The sequence below is a fragment of the Duganella sp. Leaf61 genome (assembly GCF_001421905.1).
Taxonomy (GTDB): Bacteria; Pseudomonadota; Gammaproteobacteria; order Burkholderiales; family Burkholderiaceae_D; genus Rugamonas; species Rugamonas zoogloeoides.
The window spans coordinates 114,301-136,052 of record NZ_LMLM01000002.1 but is presented as its reverse complement, the minus strand read 5'-3'; the positions used below and the strand labels follow the sequence as shown (position 1 = coordinate 136,052).

General features: G+C 62.0%; 19 protein-coding genes. 5 read left to right on the top strand and 14 right to left on the bottom strand.

Annotated elements, in window-relative coordinates:
• Positions 1-10: 10 nt before the first annotated feature.
• The 7 genes from leuA to ASF04_RS04815 all read right to left on the bottom strand — a co-directional run bounded on the left by leuA (position 11) and on the right by ASF04_RS04815 (position 7,990).
• Positions 11-1,705 (bottom strand): 2-isopropylmalate synthase, encoded by a 1,695-nt coding sequence (leuA, locus tag ASF04_RS04845; protein WP_056138647.1) that lies wholly within the window; start codon positions 1,703-1,705, stop codon positions 11-13.
• 381 nt (positions 1,706-2,086) lie between these two features.
• On the bottom strand, positions 2,087-2,584 hold the full coding sequence (locus ASF04_RS04840) for a DUF1993 family protein (RefSeq protein ID WP_056138645.1): 498 nt from the start codon (positions 2,582-2,584) through the stop codon (positions 2,087-2,089).
• A gap of 12 nt (positions 2,585-2,596) precedes the next feature.
• A complete protein-coding gene (gene selD, locus ASF04_RS04835; RefSeq protein ID WP_056138643.1) occupies positions 2,597-3,643 on the bottom strand; it encodes a selenide, water dikinase SelD in 1,047 nt (348 codons plus the stop codon).
• An 86-nt stretch (positions 3,644-3,729) separates the two neighbouring features.
• The gene (locus ASF04_RS04830) at positions 3,730-4,962 is read right to left on the bottom strand and encodes a malic enzyme-like NAD(P)-binding protein (RefSeq protein ID WP_056138640.1); all 1,233 of its coding nucleotides are present in this window, start codon (positions 4,960-4,962) and stop codon (positions 3,730-3,732) included.
• Between the two features lie 122 nt (positions 4,963-5,084).
• A complete protein-coding gene (locus ASF04_RS04825; protein WP_056138638.1) occupies positions 5,085-6,380 on the bottom strand; it encodes a Glu/Leu/Phe/Val dehydrogenase in 1,296 nt (431 codons plus the stop codon).
• 167 nt (positions 6,381-6,547) lie between these two features.
• Positions 6,548-7,510, bottom strand: coding sequence for a LysR family transcriptional regulator (locus ASF04_RS04820; RefSeq protein WP_056138636.1), 963 nt, complete (start codon positions 7,508-7,510; stop codon positions 6,548-6,550).
• Positions 7,511-7,531: 21 nt separating this feature from the next.
• A complete protein-coding gene (locus ASF04_RS04815; protein ID WP_082488553.1) occupies positions 7,532-7,990 on the bottom strand; it encodes a MarR family winged helix-turn-helix transcriptional regulator in 459 nt (152 codons plus the stop codon).
• Positions 7,991-8,131: 141 nt separating this feature from the next.
• On the opposite strand from ASF04_RS04815, the gene ASF04_RS04810 reads away from it, so the two are divergent.
• The gene (locus ASF04_RS04810; RefSeq protein ID WP_056138634.1) at positions 8,132-9,337 is read left to right on the top strand and encodes a cation:proton antiporter; all 1,206 of its coding nucleotides are present in this window, start codon (positions 8,132-8,134) and stop codon (positions 9,335-9,337) included.
• Positions 9,338-9,349: 12 nt separating this feature from the next.
• A complete protein-coding gene (locus tag ASF04_RS04805; RefSeq protein WP_019922096.1) occupies positions 9,350-9,607 on the top strand; it encodes a DUF3297 family protein in 258 nt (85 codons plus the stop codon).
• A gap of 74 nt (positions 9,608-9,681) precedes the next feature.
• Here ASF04_RS04805 and ASF04_RS04800 read toward each other — a convergent pair whose 3' ends face one another.
• Together ASF04_RS04800 and ASF04_RS04795 are read right to left on the bottom strand one after the other, a co-directional pair.
• Complete coding sequence (locus ASF04_RS04800; RefSeq protein WP_227012145.1) at positions 9,682-9,885, bottom strand: hypothetical protein; 204 nt, start codon at positions 9,883-9,885, stop codon at positions 9,682-9,684.
• A 168-nt stretch (positions 9,886-10,053) separates the two neighbouring features.
• Positions 10,054-10,968 carry a LysR family transcriptional regulator gene (locus ASF04_RS04795; RefSeq protein WP_056138628.1) on the bottom strand — a complete coding sequence of 305 codons (915 nt, stop codon included), beginning with the start codon at positions 10,966-10,968 and terminating at the stop codon, positions 10,054-10,056.
• 106 nt (positions 10,969-11,074) lie between these two features.
• Between ASF04_RS04795 and ASF04_RS04790 the strand changes: the two genes are divergently transcribed.
• The 3 genes from ASF04_RS04790 to ASF04_RS04780 are packed head-to-tail and all read left to right on the top strand — an operon-like array spanning position 11,075 to position 14,314.
• On the top strand, positions 11,075-12,166 hold the full coding sequence (locus ASF04_RS04790; RefSeq protein WP_229204915.1) for a porin: 1,092 nt from the start codon (positions 11,075-11,077) through the stop codon (positions 12,164-12,166).
• 15 nt (positions 12,167-12,181) lie between these two features.
• Positions 12,182-12,988 (top strand): substrate-binding domain-containing protein, encoded by an 807-nt coding sequence (locus tag ASF04_RS04785; protein WP_056138887.1) that lies wholly within the window; start codon positions 12,182-12,184, stop codon positions 12,986-12,988.
• Between the two features lie 36 nt (positions 12,989-13,024).
• A complete protein-coding gene (locus ASF04_RS04780; RefSeq protein ID WP_056138623.1) occupies positions 13,025-14,314 on the top strand; it encodes an MFS transporter in 1,290 nt (429 codons plus the stop codon).
• 3 nt (positions 14,315-14,317) lie between these two features.
• Here ASF04_RS04780 and ASF04_RS04775 read toward each other — a convergent pair whose 3' ends face one another.
• The 5 genes from ASF04_RS04775 to ASF04_RS04755 all read right to left on the bottom strand — a co-directional run bounded on the left by ASF04_RS04775 (position 14,318) and on the right by ASF04_RS04755 (position 21,544).
• Positions 14,318-15,553, bottom strand: a complete 1,236-nt coding sequence (locus ASF04_RS04775) for an MFS transporter (protein WP_056138621.1) — start codon at positions 15,551-15,553, stop codon at positions 14,318-14,320.
• Between the two features lie 42 nt (positions 15,554-15,595).
• On the bottom strand, positions 15,596-17,224 hold the full coding sequence (locus ASF04_RS04770) for a retroviral-like aspartic protease family protein (RefSeq protein ID WP_229204914.1): 1,629 nt from the start codon (positions 17,222-17,224) through the stop codon (positions 15,596-15,598).
• A gap of 149 nt (positions 17,225-17,373) precedes the next feature.
• Positions 17,374-18,771, bottom strand: coding sequence for a DEAD/DEAH box helicase (locus ASF04_RS04765; protein WP_056138619.1), 1,398 nt, complete (start codon positions 18,769-18,771; stop codon positions 17,374-17,376).
• A gap of 374 nt (positions 18,772-19,145) precedes the next feature.
• The gene (fabI, locus tag ASF04_RS04760; protein WP_056138617.1) at positions 19,146-19,937 is read right to left on the bottom strand and encodes an enoyl-ACP reductase FabI; all 792 of its coding nucleotides are present in this window, start codon (positions 19,935-19,937) and stop codon (positions 19,146-19,148) included.
• Positions 19,938-20,134: 197 nt separating this feature from the next.
• Entirely contained in the window at positions 20,135-21,544 is a 1,410-nt protein-coding gene (locus ASF04_RS04755; protein ID WP_056138615.1) for a transglycosylase SLT domain-containing protein, read from the bottom strand.
• Positions 21,545-21,752 lie beyond the last annotated feature (208 nt).

Genomic DNA, 21,752 nt, shown 5'->3' with positions numbered 1-21,752 from the left:
CACTGCCTGATCAGGCAGCGATGGCGGCCTTGGCCTGCGCTGCGTCGATGGCGTTCAACTGGCGGTTCACGGCGCTGAGCACCGCCTTGAACGAAGCCGTCAGAATATTGCTGTCGGTGGCGGCGCCGAACAGGGTCGGGCCGTTGGCCAGGCGCAGTTCCACATAGCATGCCGCCTTGGCGTTGGCGCCCGAGCCGATCGAATGCTCGTGGTAGTCCATCAGCTTGATGTCGAGGCCCAGTGCATCGACAAACGCGTCGATCGGACCGTTACCGCCGCCTTTCAGGGCCAGCGCCGCATCGCGGTGGGTGAGGGCGATATCGATCTGTACTGGCTCGTCGCTGGTAGTGTCTTCCACCATCTTGTGGGCGTTGTACGCGTACGGCTGGTTCTGCTCGAAGTATTCGCGGCTGAAGATCTCGTAAATGCCTTCGGCGGTGATTTCCAGGCCGGTCTGGTCGGCCACGGCTTGCACCGCGCGCGAGAACTCGATTTGCAGGCGGCGCGGCAACACCAGGCCGTAATCCTGCTCCAGCAGGTAGGCCATGCCGCCCTTGCCCGACTGGCTGTTGACGCGAATCACGGCGTCGTAGCTGCGACCGAGGTCGGCCGGGTCGATCGGCAAGTACGGAATTTCCCACAGCGCGCCATCTTTTTGCTGCGCAAAACCTTTTTTGATCGCATCCTGGTGCGAACCGGAGAAGGCGGTGAACACCAGGTCGCCCACGTAAGGGTGGCGCGGATGCACCGGCAACTGGTTGCACTCTTCCACGCACTTGCGCACTTCGTCGATGTCGGAGAAATCGAGGCCCGGGTGCACGCCTTGCGTGTACAGGTTGAGTGCCAGCGTGACCAGATCGACGTTGCCGGTGCGCTCGCCGTTACCGAACAGGCAGCCCTCGACGCGATCGGCGCCAGCCATCACGGCCAGTTCGGCCGAAGCCACGGCGGTGCCACGGTCGTTGTGCGGGTGCACGCTGATGATCAGCGAGTCGCGGCGGGCCAGCTTGCGCGACATCCACTCGATCTGGTCGGCGTAAATATTGGGCGTGCTGCACTCAACCGTCGAAGGCAGGTTGATGATCATTTTCTTTTGCGGCGTCGGCTCCCAGATGGCGGTGACGGCGTCGCAGATATGCTTGGAGAAATCGAGTTCGGTGGTGGAGAACGATTCCGGCGTGTACTCGAAACCCCAGTCGGTTTGCGGATGCTGCTTGATCAGTTCCTTGACCAGCTTGGTGCCGGTAGTGGCGATATTGGTGATTTCTTCACGCGACATGCCGAACACCACTTTACGGAACACCGGTGCTACCGAGTTGTACAGGTGGATGATGGCGCGCTTGGCGCCTGCAGCCGATTCCACGGTGCGACGGATCAGTTCGTCGCGCGACTGGGTCAGCACGATGATGGTGACGTCGTCGGGAATGCGGTTTTCTTCCACCAGGCGGCGCACGAAGTCGAAGTCGGTTTGCGATGCGGACGGGAAGCCCACTTCGATTTCCTTGAGGCCCACCTTGATCAGGAGGTCGAAGAAGCGCAGCTTTTTCTCGATGCTCATCGGCTCGATCAGCGCCTGGTTGCCGTCGCGCAGATCGGTGCTCATCCAGATCGGCGGCTTGCTGATCACATTGTTAGGCCATTGACGATCCGACAACTGGATGGCGGGGAAGGCGCGATACTTCGCTGCTGGGTTCTGCAACATCATGGGGTGCTCCTGGGTCTCAAATTTTGAAAAGTGCTGTGCCAGCGGATGGCTGGCGCGGTGTGGCGGGCGGCTGCCGGGCGGCCACGGAACGCTAGGCCAGGCAACCGATCGGTAGCTTTAGCAGTAGCTTAGCGAAAAAATCGCCAGTGCGGGATGGAGCATGGGTAGCCGTGGTCAACATCGGTGCAAACTTTCCTGGATTTGGGGAGACTGTGTGGCTTATGGCCGACACGGGTACAGCTGAACGCTAATTAAGCGTGTGCAGGTAGGCGCGCTGCTAGCGATAGGGCGCTAGCCAACGGCAACAGGAAAGCGGATAGGTGCAGATGCGAAGTCATGCCCTAAATGTACGAGATTGCAAGCCTCGTTGTCAAGGATTTGTTACGCGGACTCGAACGAGAAGCCGGGCGGATACTGGTGAAAACCATCGAAATCGGCCTTGCCGATTGGCACCCCAGCCTGGCGCGCGATCGCGTACACCATCGAGTAATGGAAAAAGAAGTTGGGTACCGTGTACATCAGAAAATACTCGTCGCTGTCGAGCGCCAGGCCTGCAAACCCGGCGGTGGTGGCAACGGGCCGCACCGGCGCGAGAAAATCCTCAGCGGGAATCGCGGCCAGGTAAATGACGGCCGCATCGAGCTGCGCGTGCACACTGGCAAAACTGTCGTGGTCTGTGCCAAACGAGACGATCTCTCTGCCGGCAAGCGGGCAGGTGCTGCGCAAGGTAAAACCGATGGCTGTGCGCGCCTGCTGCAACAGCGGAAACATGGTGGGATGCAGCCGCGCACTGCCAGCTCGAGCATCGAACCGCTCGACCATCAACAGCAATTGCTTGAGCTGCCCCAGGTAATGCAAAAACAACCTCGTCGGCACCATACCCGCTCCGTATCAGTTGACGCTTACCCGTGGCGGGCCATCTACCATGCGCCCGATCACGGCAGCTTCGCCAAAGCCTTCGCGCGCAAACAGCGCCAGCACGTCATCGACGCTGGCCGCATCGCACGACACCAGCAGGCCGCCCGAGGTTTGCGGGTCGGTCAGCAGCGCGTGGCGCGCGGCGGAAATCGTTGGCGCCAGTTCCACGTCCTTGCCGTACGCTTCCCAGTTGCGTCCCGACGCGCCCGTGACGCAACCGTCGTGCGCCAGCTGCTCCACGCCGGGCAGCAGCGGAATATTGTCCATATCGAGTTGCGCTTCGAGCCCGGCGCCGCGCGCCAGTTCCAGCAGGTGGCCCAAGAGGCCGAAGCCGGTGACGTCGGTCATCGCGTGCACGCCGGCCATATCGGACAGCGCTCGGCCTGGCTTGTTCAGCTTGGTGGTGTTGGCGATCATGGCTGCATAGCCGCTTGCGTCGAGCTTGTCTTTTTTAAGCGCGGCCGACAGCACTCCCACGCCCAGCGGTTTGCCGAGGATCAGGACATCGCCTGCGCGGGCATCGGCATTGCGCTTGATTTTCGATGGATGGATCAGGCCCATCACCACCAGCCCGTAAATCGGTTCCACCGAATCGATGGTGTGGCCGCCGGCAATCGGAATGCCCGCCTCGGCGCAAATCGACTCGCCGCCCTTGATAATCTGGCCGATGGTGTCAATCGGCAGTTTGTTGACCGGCATGCCGACGAGGGCCAGCGCCATGATTGGCGTGCCGCCCATCGCATACACGTCGGAGATGGCATTGGTGGCGGCGATGCGGCCGAAGTCGAACGGATCGTCCACGATGGGCATGAAGAAATCGGTGGTGGCGATCAGTGCCTGTTCGTCGTTGAGCAGGTATACGGCCGCATCGTCGGCGGTTTCGATCCCGACCAGCAGTTCTTTCGGTACCGGGAAGCCGTTGGAGTTCTTGAGGATTTCGGACAGCACGCCGGGCGCGATCTTGCAGCCGCAGCCGCCGCCGTGCGAAAAGGAGGTCAGTTTGATGGGGGTGGTGCTCATGTTGTCGGTTCCTCGGGTGGGCTGATACCCGCGATTATCCTCCAACTCCGCCACACCCGCTGGCGCGGGCATGGCGGTGTACAGGCTTAGATCAGCGATTCGCCCAGTTCGACCAGGTCGTCCGCGTATTCCGATTCGATCAGCTCTTTACGGGCCACGCCGCTGCGGAAGGCCGCAGTGGCGATTTTCGGCGTGACGCCGCGCAGCAGGCGCGGGTCCAGCAGACCTGGCACCACGTAGTCCTTGCCGAAGCGGGCATCGCTGCGGGCCATGTCGGCCAGCGCCACCACGCAAGCGCGCTTCATTTCCTGGTTGATGGTCGAAGCGCCGCAATCGAGCGCCGCGCGGAACAGGTAAGGGAAGCACAGCGCGTTGTTGATCTGGTTCGGATAGTCCGAGCGGCCGGTGGCGATGATCGCGTCGGGCGCCACTTCGCGCACCAGTTCCGGACGCAGTTCCGGTTCCGGATTGGCCAGCGTGAAGACGATCGGGTGCGGGTTCATCGCCACGATGTCGGCTTGCGACAGCACGCCCGGACCGGACACGCCCAGGAACACGTCGGCGCCTTCCATCACTTGCGACAGCGTGGTAAATGGCGTGTCGCGCGCCCACGCGGCTTTTTCGCCGTCCAGCGGACGCACGGTGGACAGCACGCCCTTGCTGTCGCATACGAAGATGTTGTGCTTTTGCGCGCCGAGGTCCACCAGCAGTTCCAGGCAGGCCATGGCGGCGGCGCCGGCGCCGGAGCACACGATTTTCACGGTGGCGATATCGCGGCCGGTCATTTCGATGGCGTTCAGCATACCGGCGCCCACGACGATGGCGGTGCCGTGCTGGTCGTCATGGAAGACGGGAATTGGCAGGCGTTCGCGCAGCTTGCGTTCGATGTAGAAGCACTCGGGCGCCTTGATGTCTTCGAGGTTGATGCCGCCAAAAGTAGGGTGCAGCGAGGCGATGATTTCCACCAGCTTGTCAGGATCGGCTTCGTCGATTTCGATGTCGAAGGCGTCGATGCCGGCGAACTTCTTGAACAGGACCACTTTGCCTTCCATGACCGGCTTGCCGGCCAGCGCGCCGATGTTACCGAGGCCCAGCACGGCGGAACCGTTGGTGATCACGCCCACCAGGTTGCGCTTGGCGGTGTACTCGTAGGCCTTGGCCGGCTCGCGGGCGATTTCCATGCACGGCGCAGCCACGCCCGGCGAGTAGGCCATCGCCAGGTCTTCCTGGGTAGCGACGCTCTTGGTCACTTCGATGGCGATCTTGCCGGCGCGGCCGGCACGGTGATATGCGAGGGCCTTCTGTTCAATGGTGCTCATGGTTTCCTTATCGTGTATGTACAACTTATTATTAAAAACTGGGTTACTTATGATTCTTTAAAGCGAAAAACGCCTGCACGGGCGTGAACCGGTGCAGGCGCAATGTGAAGCTGTTCGTTACATCAAGGGTACAGACCGCGAACTTCGCGGGCCTGCAGCACCCGGGTGCAGGCAAGAATGAAGGTCGCGGTGCGCAGCGTTACCTTCTTCTCCTGCGACACGGCCCATACCGACTTGAAGGCGTCTTGCATGATGTGCGTCAGGCGGGCGTTGATTTCGTCCTCGCTCCAGAAGAAGCTTGAGAAGTCCTGTACCCATTCGAAGTATGACACAGTTACGCCGCCGGCGTTAGCCAGCACATCGGGCACGATCAGCACGTCCTTGTCGGTCAGGATGTCGTCCGCTTCCGGCGTGGTCGGGCCGTTGGCGCCTTCCAGGATGATCTTGGTGCGGATGCGCGGTGCGTTTTCCGCCGTGATCTGCTGTTCCAGCGCGGCCGGAATCAGGATGTCGGACTCGATGCCCCAGAAGGCGTCGCGGTCCAGGAAGGCTTCGGCGCCTGGGAAGCCGGTAACGCTGCCCACTTCGGCCACGTGCTTGTGCAACTGTGCGATATCGAGGCCGCCCTGGTTGACGACGGTGCCGGTATGGTCCTGCACGGCGATCACCTTGGCGCCGGCGTCCGCAAACATGGTGCCGGCCACGCCGCCCACGTTACCGAAGCCCTGGATGGCGACACGGGCGCCTTCGATGGCCACGCCGCGCTGCGCTGCCGCTTCGCGGCCCACCACGAATACGCCACGGCCAGTCGCTTCGCGCCGTCCCAGCGAGCCACCGAGCGAGATCGGCTTGCCGGTCACCACGCCGGTGGACAGGTTACCCTCGATCATGGCGTACGAGTCCATCATCCAGGCCATCACCTGTTCGTTGGTGTTGACGTCCGGTGCCGGGATGTCCTTGTTCGGTCCGATGATCAGGCTGATTTCGCTGGTGTAGCGGCGGGTGAGGCGCTGCAGTTCGTTGCGCGACAGGGTTTTCGGATCGACGCGGATACCGCCCTTGGCGCCGCCGTACGGCACGTTGACCGCCGCATTTTTCACCGTCATCCACGCCGACAGGGCCATCACTTCCGACAGCGTCACGTCCTGGTGGAAGCGCACGCCGCCCTTGCCCGGACCACGCGACATATTGTGCTGCACGCGGTAACCCTCGTAGTGCGAGATGGTGCCGTCGTCACGTTCGATCGGCACATCGACCGTCAGGATGCGCTTGGGGCGCTTGAGGGTTTCCACCCAGCGCGACAGCGAGCCGAGATGCGGCGTCACGCGATCGATCTGCTGCAGATAGACGCCCCATGGACCCAGGTCGTCGGGATTGAGGTAGGAAGGCAATACGTGCTGCTGGTGCGCGGTGGTCATGCGTGTGCTCCTGTGGATTCGTCAAGAATTCGTTATATTGGAACCGTGCTTTTGGCGTTGTTCCAGTGTGTCGAATCATAGGACTGCGCCGCAGAAGCGGCCAATGCCGTCTGCGCATCCGGTTATGCAAAAGACGCATAGTTACATTATTTTTACTATCTTTGAGGCTATCTCTCCGAGGTTGGCACGCGCCGGCGCGGCGCCTTCTCGTTCTGGCGCTGCTCGAGGAAATCCCACAGGCGGCCCACGATGGCCTTGCCGCGCCGCTGGGCCGAGGGGCGCTCGCGGTACAGGCGGATATCCATCTCGATTTCCCAGTCGGCGCTGTTGTTGTCGGCCCGCGCCAGCTGCTTTTGTTTGAGTTCACGCGTGACCGCCGACTCGGGTAAAAATGCGATGCCCCGGCCTTCGAGCGCCATCATTTTGAGGCCTTCGGCCATGTCGGTTTCGTAGTGGGGTTCCAGGTGCAGCGGCGGCCTGGCGTCGCCGAGGATCAGTTCCACCATGCGGCCAAGGTAAGCGTTGTTGGTGTACGAGAGGAACGGCAGCGGCGCCTTGCGGGTGCCGGGCAGCACGAATTCCGGCACGCGGTTCTTGTCGCAGCGGGCGTAGGCGCGCAGCGATTCGCGGCCCAGCACCAGCATGTCGTAGCGCGACGGGTCGAGCTGCACCGGTTGGCGCGGATGGTGGTAGCACAGCAGCAGGTCGCAGCCGCCTTCCACCAGTTGCAGCACGGCGTCGTGGACGTTGACCGCCATCAGCCGGCTGTTGATCGGTGCAAAATCGGTTTCCAGCGCAGTGAGCCACTTGGGCACGAACGTCAGCGACAGCGTGTGCGGCACGGCCAGGTCGATGCTGTTTTGCGCGGCCGCGCGCTTGGAGCGCAGCATGTCGCGCGCGCCGTTGATCTGCGCCAGCATCTCCAGCGCCTGTTCATAGAACACGATGCCGGCCGGGGTCAGGCGGGTGGGGTACGACGTGCGGTCCACGAGGTCCGTGCCGAGCCAGTTTTCCAGCGACTGGATGCGGCGCGAGAACGCCGGTTGCGTCACATGGCGCAGCGCGGCCGAGCGGCTGAAGTTATTGGTCTCCACCAGCGAGATGAAGTCTTCGAGCCATTTGGTTTCCATGGCGATCCTCTCGTGTGCAGGTCAGGAATTGGATGCGTTCATGCCGGCGATCAGGCCCAGCGCCGTGCTCATCTCGCTCAACTGCGCTGGCGGGCAGCTGCGCAGCAAGTCACGGCTGATCTGCTCGGCAACCACCACCGCGTTGTCCAGCAGCTCGCGCCCAGTGGGCGTGATGGCGGCGTAAGCCACGCGGGCGTCGCGCGGGTCTTGCTGGCGTTCGACCAGGCCGATTTTTTCCAGCGGCAGCAGGGTGCGGGTGACGCCGGAGGCGGTCAGGCCCTGGCGCTCGGCCAGGTCCACCCGGCGCAGGCGGCCGCCCGGCGCGCGGCTCAGGTAGTGCAGCAGCATGAAGTCACCGAAACTGATGCCGTGGTAGCCGCCCAACACCTGGTCGAGCCGGCGTACCAGCGTGGCTTGCGCGCGGGCCAGGCGCAGGGTGAATTCCAGGCTGGGCGCCACCGGCCGATTGTCGTGTTCCATCACATGCTCCTTGATTGGTTATCCATTCCTTGAATACTACGTGATTAATGCTTGATTAAGCAAGTAATTATTTGTTTATTCGTTACGCCAAGATGGCTATGATAACGTTTTCATAATCCATAAAAATACGGGGACACCACCATGCACATGGGTACTACCGAAATTTTCCTGATCGCGATGCTGCTGATTTTTGCCGTGCCCTACCTGATCTGGCGCGTGGGCGGCACCGACTATTACGCACCGCTGGTGATCGTGCAGATCATCACCGGCGTGATCCTCGGGCCCGGCATCCTGGGCCGCGCCTATCCCGAGTACTACAGCTTCGTGTTCAATCCCCAGGTGGTGCAATCGCTCAACGGCATCGCCTGGTGGGCGGTGATGATTTTCGTGATGCTGGCCGGGATCGAACTCGATCTGAAAAAGGCGTGGGAGCACCGGCGCGAGAGCACGATTACCGCCAGCCTGGCGCTGGGCACGCCGCTGCTGTTCGGTTGCATCGCCGCCACCGGCATGCTGGGTTTCGCCGGCTGGATCGGCCCCAGGGCGCAGTCGTGGCAGTTCGTGCTTGGCGTGGGCATGGCGTGCGCGGTGACGGCGCTGCCGATCCTGATTTTGCTGATGGAAAAGCTCGAGATCCTGCGCGAGAACATCGGCCAGCGCATCCTGCGCTACGCCAGTCTCGACGACATCGCCATCTGGGCGGTGCTGGCCGTGATCATGCTCGACTGGGACCGCGTGACGCGCCAGCTGGGTTTTATCTTGGTGTTCATCGTTGCCACCCGGCTGTTCCGCATGTTGATGGCCAGGCTCGAGGAGCGCGACCGCTGGTTTGTCGCGCTGATCTGGCTGGTGGCGGTATCGTTCGCGGCCGACTGGGCCGGCTTGCACTACATGGTGGGCGCGTTCCTGGCCGGCGCCGTGATGGATGCGCACTGGTTCGCCCAGCAGCGGCTGGACTTCATGCGCCAGACCGTCCTGATCACCATCATGCCCGTGTACTTCCTCAGCGCCGGCCTGCGCACCAACTGGGCGGTGGGCGGATCGGCCGTGTTCATCGCGGCGGCAGTGCTGCTGGCGGCATCGTTATCGGGCAAGCTGATCGGCACCCACATCGCCGGCCGCATCCTCAAGTGGGGGCAGGGCGAAGCGTCCATCATCGGCTGGCTGTTGCAGACCAAGGCGCTGATCATGATTATCTTTTCCAACATCCTGCTCGACAAGGGCCTGATCACCAACGAGACCTTTACCGCGCTGCTGTTGATGGCCATTGCCAGCACCATGCTGACAGTGCCGATGGTGTATCCGAAATTGCGGCGCGCGGCGCAGTTGATCGTCAAAACCAGCTGATATAATTACGGGATGAACGAACCTATCCAAACCCCACAACAGCCTGCGCTGCCTGATCGCCTGTCGATCGACCCGCGCAGCCCGCACCACGTTGCCGCCGTGTTCGAACACGAAGTTGGCATCACCTTCAACGGCAAAGAACGCATGGATGTCGACGAGTACTGCATCAGCGAAGGCTGGATCAAAGTACCAGCCGGCAAGGCAGTCGACCGTCGCGGCAACCCGATGCTGATCAAGCTCAAAGGCGTGGTCACCGCGTTTTACAAGTAAGCGGATACTGCTTATTCAAGAAGCCACCTCCGGGCAACCGCAGGTGGTTTTTTTCTTTCCGGGTGCGTCCGCTGCTAATTCGCCAACTGCTGCTTCGGCGGCGCATCGCGCAGTTTGTCCAGCATTTGCAGCGTGTTCGGCTGCAAGTTCATGATGCCGTGATAGGCGCAATACTCGCAAAACGCTTCTTCAGGGCTCATGGCGATGATCGTCGCATCCGAGTGGCCACGGCGGCGCAGGGCGCGCAGGCAGGCTGCATCCATATTCCTGGGGTTCATGCACTTACTCCATTTCGAGATATCAGTTAATCGTGTAATGCCCGGAATTATAAATGAAATAGTGCTACATGGAAACTTTATTGAACTTTTTTATATGTGATTTGAATGTAGTGAAACTCTGGTCATATTTGATCATGCGGCAGTAGTGTGCGTTAGCGCACACATCGCTTACGCTTTTCGCGACAGCTTGGTGATGCTGCGGCTGAGCATATCGAACAATGTGCGTGACGCCGGTGGCATCGCATGATGGTGCCTGGTGATCAAACCCAGTGTGCGCTTGACGGCGGGATTGACCAGCGGCACGCCGACAACAGCGCCTTGCCGTCCCGCCAGAATTGACAACCCCGGTACCGCCGCCACGCCCAGCCCCGATTCCACCAGCGCGAGAATGCCCGATACATGGTTGATCTCGCACGAAATCCACGGATGCTTTTCCACGCCGGCCAACGCGGCGTCGAGCACGCTGCGGTTGCCGCTCGACTTTGCCACCGAGATGTAGCGTTCATCGACGGTGTCCTTCCAGCTCAGCTTTTTGCGCCTGGCCAGCGGGTGGTCATGGCGCATCGCCAGCACATAGCTTTCCACGTAAATCGGCTGGAAATGAATTTCGGGGTTTTCGGCTCCGGTAAAACAGATGCCGAAATCGGCCGCGCCGGTCAGTACCAGGTTAAGCACATCCTGTGCGCTCTCGTCGTGCACGCGGACGCGGATCTTTGGAAATTGCGCAGTGAAGCGCTGCAAAACTTCCGGCAGGAAATGCCATACGGCCGACGGCACGCAGGCGAGCGTGACGGTGCCGGTACGGTGCGCAGCAAGGTCGGCCACGCCCAGCACAGCATCCTCGAGGCCGTTGAGCGCATCGCGTACGTTGACCAGGAATGCCTGGCCCACATTGGTCAGCTGCACCCGCCGGGTGGTGCGTTCGAACAGCTTGACACCCAGCGCTTCCTCGAGCTTGTCGATGCGGCGGCTCAGGGCCGGCTGCGAGATGAACAGGTCGGCGGCAGCCTGGCGAAAGCTGTTGCGTTCAGCCACCGCGACAAATGCCTGCAAATCATGAAGATCGTAATTGATGCGCACCATGCATTAATGCCTTGAAAAATTGCAATTATCAAATTATGCCATTTCTACGATGATAGGAAACTAATCAGCCTCGGCAAGAAGGCACAATCGAAAAAATGGAGACATGATGCGACCTCGTCACACGCTTGCGCTATTGTTGGCAGCCAGCGGCACCTGCCTGGCGCAGGACGGCAACGCACTCTACGGTATCGCCGATCTCGGCATCCGCTACGTTGACAACCTGGGCGCCAACAACGCGCCGACAGCCGGCGGCGCGCTGCCGACCGTCAGCAGCGGGGTCAACAAGACCAGCCGCTGGGGCTTGCGCGGGCAGGAGAGCTTTGGTAATGGCTGGCAAGCGCTGTACCGGCTGGAAGGCGGACTCAATCTCGACACCGGCAGCTCCGCCAAGTCCGACAAGTTGTTCGACCGCCAGGCCTGGGTAGGCCTCAAGACCCCGCTCGGATCGGTGTACCTGGGCCGCCAGGCCAACCTGATTTCCGACGCACTCTCCACCGTGGACCCGCTCGGCATCCGCTACGCGTCCTTCAATCCCAACGTCAACATCACGGGCATGAGCAATACCGCGTTCGGCCGCCAGGCGTTTGGCCAGCAATACGGCACCAGCGGCTACGCCGACAATTTTTATCGGCTCGATAACACTGTCAAAGTGACCGCCAACCTGGGGCCGGTGGTCGCGCGTGCCGCCTATTCCTTTGGCGAGGCGGCCGGCGCCACGTCGCCCTTGTCCACCTGGGGGGCCGGATTGACGTACCAGCACGAGGGCGTGGCCGTGTCCGGGGCGGCGATGCGCTTGCGTAACCGCGACAACCGCGTGCTCGACGCCGCGTCGCTGGGCGCCGCCTGCCAGCTCAATGACTGGCAGTTCAAGGCCAACGCCGGCTATCACCGCGCCGACACCGGTGCCGGCCAGACCGTGCACCAGCGCGTGTTATCGGGTGGCGTGAGCCGGCAGCTGATGCCCGACCTGCTGCTGACAACCGCGTACTACCAGGTGCGGCGCGCCACCACCGGCCGCGTGAACGACGGCTTCCAGCGCGCCTTTGCCTACCTGGAAAAATCACTGTCGCCACGCACCACCGTCTACCTCGAATCGGACTACACCTTGTGGCGCGGCGATGCCGCCGGTGTCACCGGCACGCGTGCCAACGACCGCCATGGCCTGGGCCTGACCGTGGGTCTGATGGAAAAATTTTAATCACAGGAGATCATGATGATGCTTCAACCTATGCTGTGGCGCCAATCCCGCCCTCTGCTCGTTGCGCTTGCGCTGATGGCCGCCGGCGGGAGCCAGGCCGCCGAGATCCGCGTGGTCAGTTCGGGCGGTTTCGCCCAGGCGTATAAAAACCTGGCGGCCGACTACGAGCGCGCCAGCGGCGACCAACTGGTGTCCGAGTGGGGGCCGTCGATGGGCACCACGGCCAAGGCGATTCCGGCGCGGCTGGCGCGCGGCGAACCGATCGACGTTGTCATCATGGTCGGCGATGCGCTCGACAAGCTGATGGCTGAAGGCAAGCTCGTCCCTGGCAGCAAAGTCGTGCTGGCCAACTCCCCGATCGCCTGCGCGGTGCGGCGCGGCACGCCCAAGCCCGACATCGGCACCACCGAGGGCTTGCGCAATGCCTTCCTGAAAGCCAACAAGGTCGCGTATTCGGATAGCGCGAGCGGCGAATACATCGAGAAGCAACTGATGAAGAAGCTGGGCATCGTGGAGCAGATGCAGGGCAAGGCGGCGAAAATTCCGGCCACGCCGGTCGGTGACATCGTCGCTCATGGCCAGGCCGATTTCGGCTGCCAGCAGCGCAGCGAACTGCTGCCGGTCGAAGGCATCGAGATCGTCGGCCTGCTGCCGGCGGACGTGCAGCTGATGACCGAGTTTTCGGCAGCGCTGGTGCGCGATGCGAAGCAGCCTGAAGCCGGGCGCGCCTTGCTGAAATTCCTGTCATCGCCCGACCATGCCAGTGCCATCGCGGCTACCGGGCTGGAGCCGGCGGCCAAGCCGCAGCCACCGCTGCATTAAACAATTTTTTTAACAAGTCACAGGTATCAGAAAACAATGGCTATTCACTCCACCGCCAAACCCGCGCGCGCGCCGTCGCGCATCGCGACCGTGATCCGTGTCACGAGCGGGAACTTCATCGAAATGTACGATTTTTTCCTGTTCGGCTTTTATGCGACGTATATTTCCAAGGCGTTCTTCCCCGCCAGCAGCGAATACGCTGCGCTGATGATGACCTTTGCCACGTTTGGCGCAGGTTTCTTCATGCGTCCGCTGGGCGCGATCATTCTCGGCAGTTATATCGACCGCATCGGCCGCCGCAAGGGCCTGGTGCTCACGCTGGCCATCATGGCCTCCGGCACGGCGCTGATTGCCTTCGTGCCCGGCTATGAAACCATCGGCCTGATGGCGCCGCTCCTGGTGCTGATAGGCCGCCTGCTGCAAGGCTTTTCCGCCGGCGTGGAACTTGGCGGCGTGTCGGTGTACCTGTCCGAGATGGCCACGCCCGGCAACAAGGGCTATTACGTGAGCTGGCAGTCGGCCAGCCAGCAGGTGGCCATCATCTTCTCCGCTGCGCTGGGCTACTTCCTCAACGAGACCTTGAGCCCGGCCTTCATCGCCGACTGGGGCTGGCGTATTCCGTTCTTCATCGGTTGCTCGATCATCCCGGTAGTGTTCTACATCCGCCGCTCGCTGCAGGAAACCGAGGAATACCTGGCGCGCAAGTCGCACCCGACCTTCCGCCAGATGCTCAAGACCATCAGCCTGAACTGGCCGCTGGTGGTGGCAGGCACCATGCTGATCGTGCTCACCACGGTGGCGTTCTACCTGATCACGGTATACACGCCCACCTTCGGCAAGACCGTGCTCAAGCTCAGTACCGAGGAAAGCCTGCTGGTCACGCTGTGCGTGGGCTTGTCCAACTTTATCTGGCTGCCGGTGATGGGCGCCTTGTCGGACCGCATTGGCCGCTGGCCGATCATGGCCGTATGCTCGGGGCTGACGATGGCCACCGCGTACCCGGTGCTGTCCTGGCTGGTAGGTCATCCGAGTTTCCAGAACATGGTGATGGTCGAGTTGTGGCTGTCGTTTCTGTATGGCAGCTACAACGGCGCCACCATCGTCGCGCTGACGGAAATCATCCCGGCCAGCGTGCGCACCACCGGCTTCTCGCTGGCCTACAGTCTGGCCACCGCGCTGTTTGGCGGCATGACGCCGCTGGTCTCGACCCTGCTGATCGAAAGCACTGGCGACAAGGCCGCCCCGGGCTACTGGATGGCCGGCGCCGGCGCCATCAGCCTGATGGCAACCTGGCTGGTGTATCGCGGTATCGTCAGGGAACGCTGACGCTCAAGCCTGGGCCTGCGCGCGCTGGTCGAGCATGCGCACCAGCACCAACGAGCCGAGCGACGTCGCCACCATCAAATAGCCGATCACATCGAAGTGTTGCAGGCGGCCATCGGCGCCCTGGCTGACGATGTGTCCGGCCACCACCGACGCCACGCCGCCGGCCAGCTGCTGCAGCGACGCGCTGATGGAGTTGAAGGCGCCGCGCTGGGTGGGGGGAGGGATCGAGGCTGCCAGCGCCTGGAACGGGATCATGCGCGAGAATATTCCCACGAACATGATCGCGTTGAGCACGATCAGCACCGGCAGCGAGATCCGCGGCAGGTGGGTATAGATCACCACGGTAACGATCGAGACGATGGTGCCGAACAAAAACACCGGGAACTTGCCGCGCCTGTCGGCGATGCGGCCGATCATCGGCCCGGCAAAGATGGTGCAAATGCCGGTGACCAGGTACACGGTGGGCAAATGCTGCATGTCGATGCCGAGGTTGTTGACGATGTAGGCGCTGCTGAACGGCATCAGCATGAAGCCGCCCATGGTCAGCAAGGCGGTGGTGGCAAACGCCAGCAGGTGGTGCGGCACTTTGACCGTGTGATACAGGTGCATCCAGGGGCTGTGTTCCTGTGGCTTGTCCAGGTGGGCATTGACCGGCTCCATCTGCCACGCCACCACCAGGCCACCGACCAGGCCGAAAGCGGCCAGCGCCAGGAACGGCACATGCCAGTCCCAGTGGTTGGACAGATAAATGCTGATCGGGATGCCGAGCACCTGGCTGGCCGCAAACGCGGTCTGGATCAGCCCCATCACGCGGCCCCGCATGGAAGGTGCGAACAGGTCGGTGGCAATCGCCAGCACCACGGACCCGATCACGCCGCCGAACAGGCCGGTCACCACGCGCGCGATCACCAGCGCCTCGAAACTCTGCGCCAGGCCGCACCACACGGTGCCGAGGATAAAACCCGTATAAAAGAACAGCAGCAGCTTTTTGCGGTCGTAACGGTCGGCAAATCCAGCCGTGAGCAAGCCGGAAATGCCGGCGCTGAACGCATAGGCCGAGACCACCAGGCCGAATTCGGCGGGACCGATGGCAAGCGCCGGCATGATCACCGCGCCCAGCGGCGACATGATCATGAAGTCGAGGATCACGGCAAACTGCAGGAAGGCGAGCAGGGCGACGACGATTTTCTGGTAGCGCGAGAACGCTGGGCTTGCTGGCGATTTTATTATTGTTGGCATGGCTGGCTAGGTTGGATGCTTGGTTAAGTGCTTGATTAAGTGCTAGTTGGTGGCGTCGGCTTTGTTGCTCGAGCTGGCCGAATTGGGGGTAAGGTACAGCTTGCCTCCCTGGTAGTCGAACACGATGTCGAGCTGGCGCAGGATGCCGTTGCTGATGTTGCCGGCAATCGCGGTGCCAGTCGTGCCATTGAGCAGGCCGCCGGCGTGGGTTGCCAGTTCCAGCGTGGGGTCGGCGATGCGCACGTCGCCGATTTCAAACAGTTTGCCTTGCGTGGCCAGCACCCGGCTTTTGCCACCGATGCCTTGCGCGGTTTGCACCACGTCGCCGGCGCCGTATTTGGCCACCAGGCCATGGCGCTCCACGAACGACTGGTTCATCGTCAGCGAATAGTCGCTGCCGGTGTCGATGGTAAACATGCCGGGCAAGCCGTCGAGCTTGGCCGCCACTTGCGGCGTGCGGTCGTGGAAGGTGAGCGGGATGGCCGTGGCCGCGCCACGATAAACGAAATCCCTGGGATCGTAAAACGTGATCTGGCGCGCCGCGTAGTCGATGCGGGTGGGCGTGAGCGACAGCCATTCGTAGCCGATGGTGCCGTCGATGGGCAGGTTGTCGAGCGTGGGGCTGGTGAAGAATGCCTGCTGGTTCAGGGTCAGGCCGGCCAGGCCGATCTGGTTGATGGTGGTGAGCATGCCGCGCTCGCTTTGCGGTCCCATGCCGGACAATACGGCCACGCCCTGCACGGGCAGCTGCAAGCGCCGGTGCAGCTTGTTGCTGATGACGTTGCGCGCGCCAGTGTCGAGGATGAAGCGGAATGGTCCCTGGCCGTTCAAGGTCAGCGCGACGCAGATGTGTGCCTGGCACGGCTCGAACGGTATCGTCACCGACCGCCGTCCGGCGCCGAAGCCGTCGATGGCAGCCGGCGCCGGCAGCGTGAAGTCGAGTTGGGCAGTGGGGCGGTTCAGCACCATGCTGGTTACGCGGAGCACGTCTTCATCGCGCTGGTCGCGGCCGTCGCGCGTGCGTTCCTCGAACGGCATGATGACCTTGTCCACCTGGCGGAAATCGCGGTAATCGACGGTGAGCAGTTTGCCATCGACGACTTCCTGGCGCCGCTCCACGCGGCCGGTGGCGGTGTTGATCCAGAAGTCGAACGGTGCGCCGCGCTGCGGTGTCACCTGCACCACGGCGTAATCGACACCGCCATGCCGGCGCGGCCCGCGCAGTTCCAGCTTGCTTGCCTTGCCATTGCCGCGCGCGAACCACCAGCCGTACGATTGCCGGCGCAGGTATTGTTCGGGATTGGGCGCAGCGGCGTCGAGCTTTTCCACGCGGCCCATGCGCTGCTGCCAGAAATCGCGCCCGTCCGAGCGCGACATCTGCCGCGCCACTGCCGACGACGGAATCCGCTGCGCGTAGCGGCCGCTGACGAAATCGAGGTCGCTGCTGCCGGCTTCCTCGTGATCGTCATTACCCATATTGCCGCCATTGCCACCATAGCTGCGCACGAACTGCGTCTGCAGCGTCGTGACGTTGCGCCATGCCTCGCCACCCACGGCCACGCGTGCTTGCGCCATCAATGCCTGTGCAGTGGGTGCCGCCGTGGCGGAGGGCAGGGCGGCAACTGCCAGCCACAGTGCGCCGGCAAGCCGGAAAAGAATACGGGCAGTCAACGATAAAACTTTCGGTAGAGGATGGGATGTGACATGCATGGTAGCCCAAAAGCACCTCCACGCGTAAGCAACCGCGCGCCCAAATAAAAATGGCCACCGGATCGCTCCGGTGGCCATGCTCTGATACCTAGTCAGCTTGCAAATCGCGATTAACGATCGCCGTAGCTGCGACGGGCGCCGTCGGTGCTGCGCGGGTTGCTACCCTTGTAGCCGCCGCCCGAGCCTTCCTTGCGTGGTGCGTTAGGATTGCTGAAGCTGCGTTGGCCCGGCTTGGCGCCGCCACGGTTGTCGCCTGGTTTCCAGCCGCCTGGACGCGAGGTCGAGCGTGGTGCCATGCCCGATTTCTTCGGCTCGTAGCCTTCGACCACGTTCACCGGAATCAGTTGCTTGGTGAAGCGTTCGATGCGTTTGACGTTCATGCCTTCGGCGTGGTTGACCAGCGAGATCGCCCGGCCGTTACGACCGGCGCGGCCGGTACGGCCGATGCGGTGGACGTAGTCTTCCGGGAACTTCGGCAGATCGTAGTTGAACACGTGGGTGATCGTCGGTACGTCGATGCCGCGGGCGGCAACGTCGGTAGCGATCAGGATTTTTACCTGGCCGCGACGCAGGCTGTCGAGCGTGCGGTTACGGGCGCCCTGGTGCATGTCGCCATGCAGTGCGGCAGCCGAGAAGCCGGCGATGTTCAGGCGGTCGGCGATGGTGTCGGCGTCACGCTTGGTAGCGGTGAAAACAACTGCCTGGTCGAGCGACTCGTCGCGCAGCAGGTGGTCCAGCAGGCGGTTCTTGTGCGACAGGTCGTCGACGAAGTGCACCGTCTGGGTGATGTTTTCGTGTTTGTTGGCAGCGCTGACGATCTGGATGACCTGCGGATCCTTGGTGATGCGGCGGGCCATATTGCCCACGACGCCGTCCAGGGTGGCCGAGAACAACATGGTCTGGCGCGTCGATGGGGTTGCTTCAACGATTTTTTCGATGTCGTCGATGAAACCCATGTCCAGCATGCGGTCGGCTTCGTCCAGCACCAGGATTTCCAGTTGCGAGAAGTCGATCTTGCCCGATTCCATGTGGTCGATCAGGCGGCCAGGGGTGGCTACCAGGATTTCAGGATTCTTGGCCAGCAGTTGCATCTGCTTAGGGTAAGGCATGCCGCCCAGGATCGAGACGGCCTTGATACGGCGCAGGTTGACGCTGTACTTGTCGGTGTTGGTGGTCACTTGCAGGGCCAGTTCGCGGGTAGGCGTGAGCACCAGCATTTTTGGCTGGGCGGCCTTGAAGCGCGGACGCTCGCCACGGGCGCGGGCTGCCTGCATTTCCTGGTTTGGCGTTTTGCCGGCAGCTGCCGGCTCGGATGCGAACAAACGGTGCAGCGACGGCAGCATGAATGCTGCGGTCTTGCCGGAACCGGTTTGCGAGGATACCAACAAGTCCTTGCCTGCGATGGCCGCAGGAATAGCCTGCTGCTGAACCGGGGTCGGCGCGGTATAGCCGGAATCGGTCAGGGCTTTAATGATGGACGTGTTGAGACCAAGTGCTTCAAATGTCATGCTGTTCTTTCGTAAAAATCTGCGTTCACGCTTGAGCGGAACGCGAAATAGCAACGCCTACCAAAACGAAATGACTCAATCAAAATCGAAAGAAATTTCGGCACAAAAGCTTTGCGCCGGGACGGTGTCAGGTGCGACACCAGAGGCGGGAGGGCTTTAGCGACATCAGGATGATGCGCAAGGGCTGCGTAGCTGCTAATAAATCCTGGCTGAACAATCGGCGCCGCTGCTTGATTTGCGACGCGCTCATTGCAGCGCACAAACAGGACTATACAGCAGTTAGGGCGGTCTGTACAGGTGCACAGTATAAACGAGGCCGGGGGCGCTTCGAAAAGCGCCCCCGGCCGGTGCTGCTAACTATCTTTAAGGCAAGATTACAGGTAATCTTCCGCGTTCAGGCCCATCACGTGCGAGAAGCCGCCATCGACATAGGTGATCTCGCCGGTAATGCCCGAGGCCAGGTCCGACAGCATGAAGGCGGCGGTATTGCCCACTTCGTCGATGGTGACGTTGCGGCGCAGCGGCGCGTGCGACGAGGCAAAGCCGAGCAGCTTGCCGAAGTCCTTGATGCCCGAAGCGGCCAGGGTCTTGATCGGACCAGCCGAAATGCCGTTGGCGCGGATGCCTTTTTTGCCCAGGTTCTCGGCCAGGTAGCGTACCGACGCTTCCAGCGAGGCCTTGGCCAGGCCCATGGTGTTGTAGTACGGGATGGCGCGGATGGCGCCCAGGTACGACAAGGTCAGCAGCGACGAACCTTCTTTGAGCAGCGGCAGCGCGGCCTTGGCCATGGCCGGGAAGCTGTAGGCCGAGATATCGTGGGCTACGCGGAAGTTCTCGCGGGTCAGGCCGTCGAGGAATTCGCCGGCGATCGCTTCCCGCGGGGCGAAGCCGATGGCGTGGACCAGGCCGTCCAGGTGCGACCAGCTTTTGCCCAGGTCGGCGAACAGCGCGTCGATTTGCTCGTCGCTGCCGACGTCGCAGTCGAACACCAGCTTGCTGTCGAATTCGGCGGCGAATTCGGTGATGCGGTCTTTAAAACGTTCACCAACGTAGGTGAATGCCAGTTCGGCGCCTTCGCGATGGCAAGCCTTGGCGATACCGTAAGCGATGGAACGGTTCGACAGCAAACCAGTGATGAGGATTTTTTTGCCTTGCAGGAACGCCATAATGACTCCAATTGCGACTGCGCCCCCGTGCTGGCTCAGAGCCTGCAGGGCGACGGCAGTGGGGGGTTGTTTTGTACTGTGTGGTTGGCTATTGCCGGACACGCAAGTCCGAGATTGTAGGGCGTGTCTGCCGCGACTGCAAGAATTCTTCACAGGCCGCGCACCGGCGCGCGGCCTGCCACATCGGTTGGCGTGAATTAATTGCTTTTTTTGCGGTTCCTGGTTTTGATCGAGTCGCGCGAGACGCGTGCCTTGACCAGCGACACCGGGCCGGACTTGCTGCCGGCATTGGCGCCGGCGCGCTTGTAGCCAGACTTGCTCACGGTGCGCTCGGTCTCGAAGGCCACGGTGGCGTTGTCGGCCACTTCGGGCGCGATGTCGGTGTAAGTGCCGGTGGCGATTTTCGGCACCAGGATGGTAGAGCCGGCCTTGAGCAGCGAACGCTGCGGCAAGTTGTTGGCCTGGCGGATCACGTCCGGCGTGGTGTGGAAGCGCGAAGCCAGCGAGCTGATGTTTTCTTTGGCGCTGGTAATCTTGTGCACGGTCCAGGTGGACAATTCCTTGCCCCACTGCGCCAGGTTCAGGTGGAACTTGTCGGCATTTTCCTTGGGTAGCAGGATCTTGGTCTGCTCGTCGCCGGTGATGACCGGCCGCTTGAATTGCGGGTTCAGGGCTTTGAATTCGTCGATCGACAGCTCCGCCAGTTGGGCAGCGATGGTCATGTCGATATCGCTGGTCTTGTCCACTGCCGTGAAGTACGGCGTGTTGTCGATGATCGGCAGGCTCACTCGGTACTGGCTCGGGTTACCGATGATGTTTTTCATCGCTTGCAGCTTGGGCACGTACTCGCGCGTTTCGGTGGGCATCAGCGGCGACAGGCTCTCGAAATCGGTGGGCTTGCCGGCGGCGCGGTTGCGGGCCACGGCGCGCTGCACCGAGCCTTCGCCCCAGTTGTACGCGGCCAGCGCCAGTTGCCAGTCGCCAAACATGTCATTCAAGCGCTGCAGGTAGGTGAGGGCGGCATCGGTCGATTCCATTACGCCACGGCGCTCGTCCTTGAACGCATCCTGCTTGAGGTTGAAGTCGCGGCCGGTGCCCGGCACGAACTGCCACATGCCGGCTGCGTTGGCGCGCGACAGCGCTTGCGGGTTGAAGCCTGATTCGATGAACGGCAGCAGCGCCAGCTCGGTCGGCATGCCGCGCTTTTCCAGCTCGCTCACCACGTAGAACAGGTACAGCGAAGCGCGCGCGCTGGTGCTGGCGATGTGGTCGGGGCGGGTGCTGAGCCAGGTAGTGTGGCGGGTGACCAGTTCGCTGTTCAGGTCGGGGATCGCGTAGCCGCTGCGGATGCGGCCCCAGAGATCTTTTTCGTGGTACTCGTCGTCGGCGCGGGCAGGCTTGCTGGCTTTGAGCGAGACGGCAATGTCGGAGATGGAGGTTTTCGGCAGGGAAGGCAGGGTGCTGAGCGATGCTGCGGTAATCGGTGTCAGAACGTGGGCGTCGTCGAGGTCGTGTTCGAGGGCATGGCTGGCAAACGGCGCCAGCAGGGCCAGGAACGCGGCCAGGGCCGCTGCGTGATGACGGTTATTACGGTTGCGTGCTTGCATAGTTTTCCATTGCTGTTGTTGAACCAACATCGAGTGGACCATGAAATAAACGTGGAGTGTACGAAGCTCGTCGATGCGCGTCAAGGATTATGTCAATCACGTGACTTCATTATAAGGAATAGTTGCCGGTAGATAAGGATGTGATCGAGGCAAAATGCATGAAGTATCGGTCGTCGCCAAGAGTGCGTACAATCTCGTCTTTGCATAG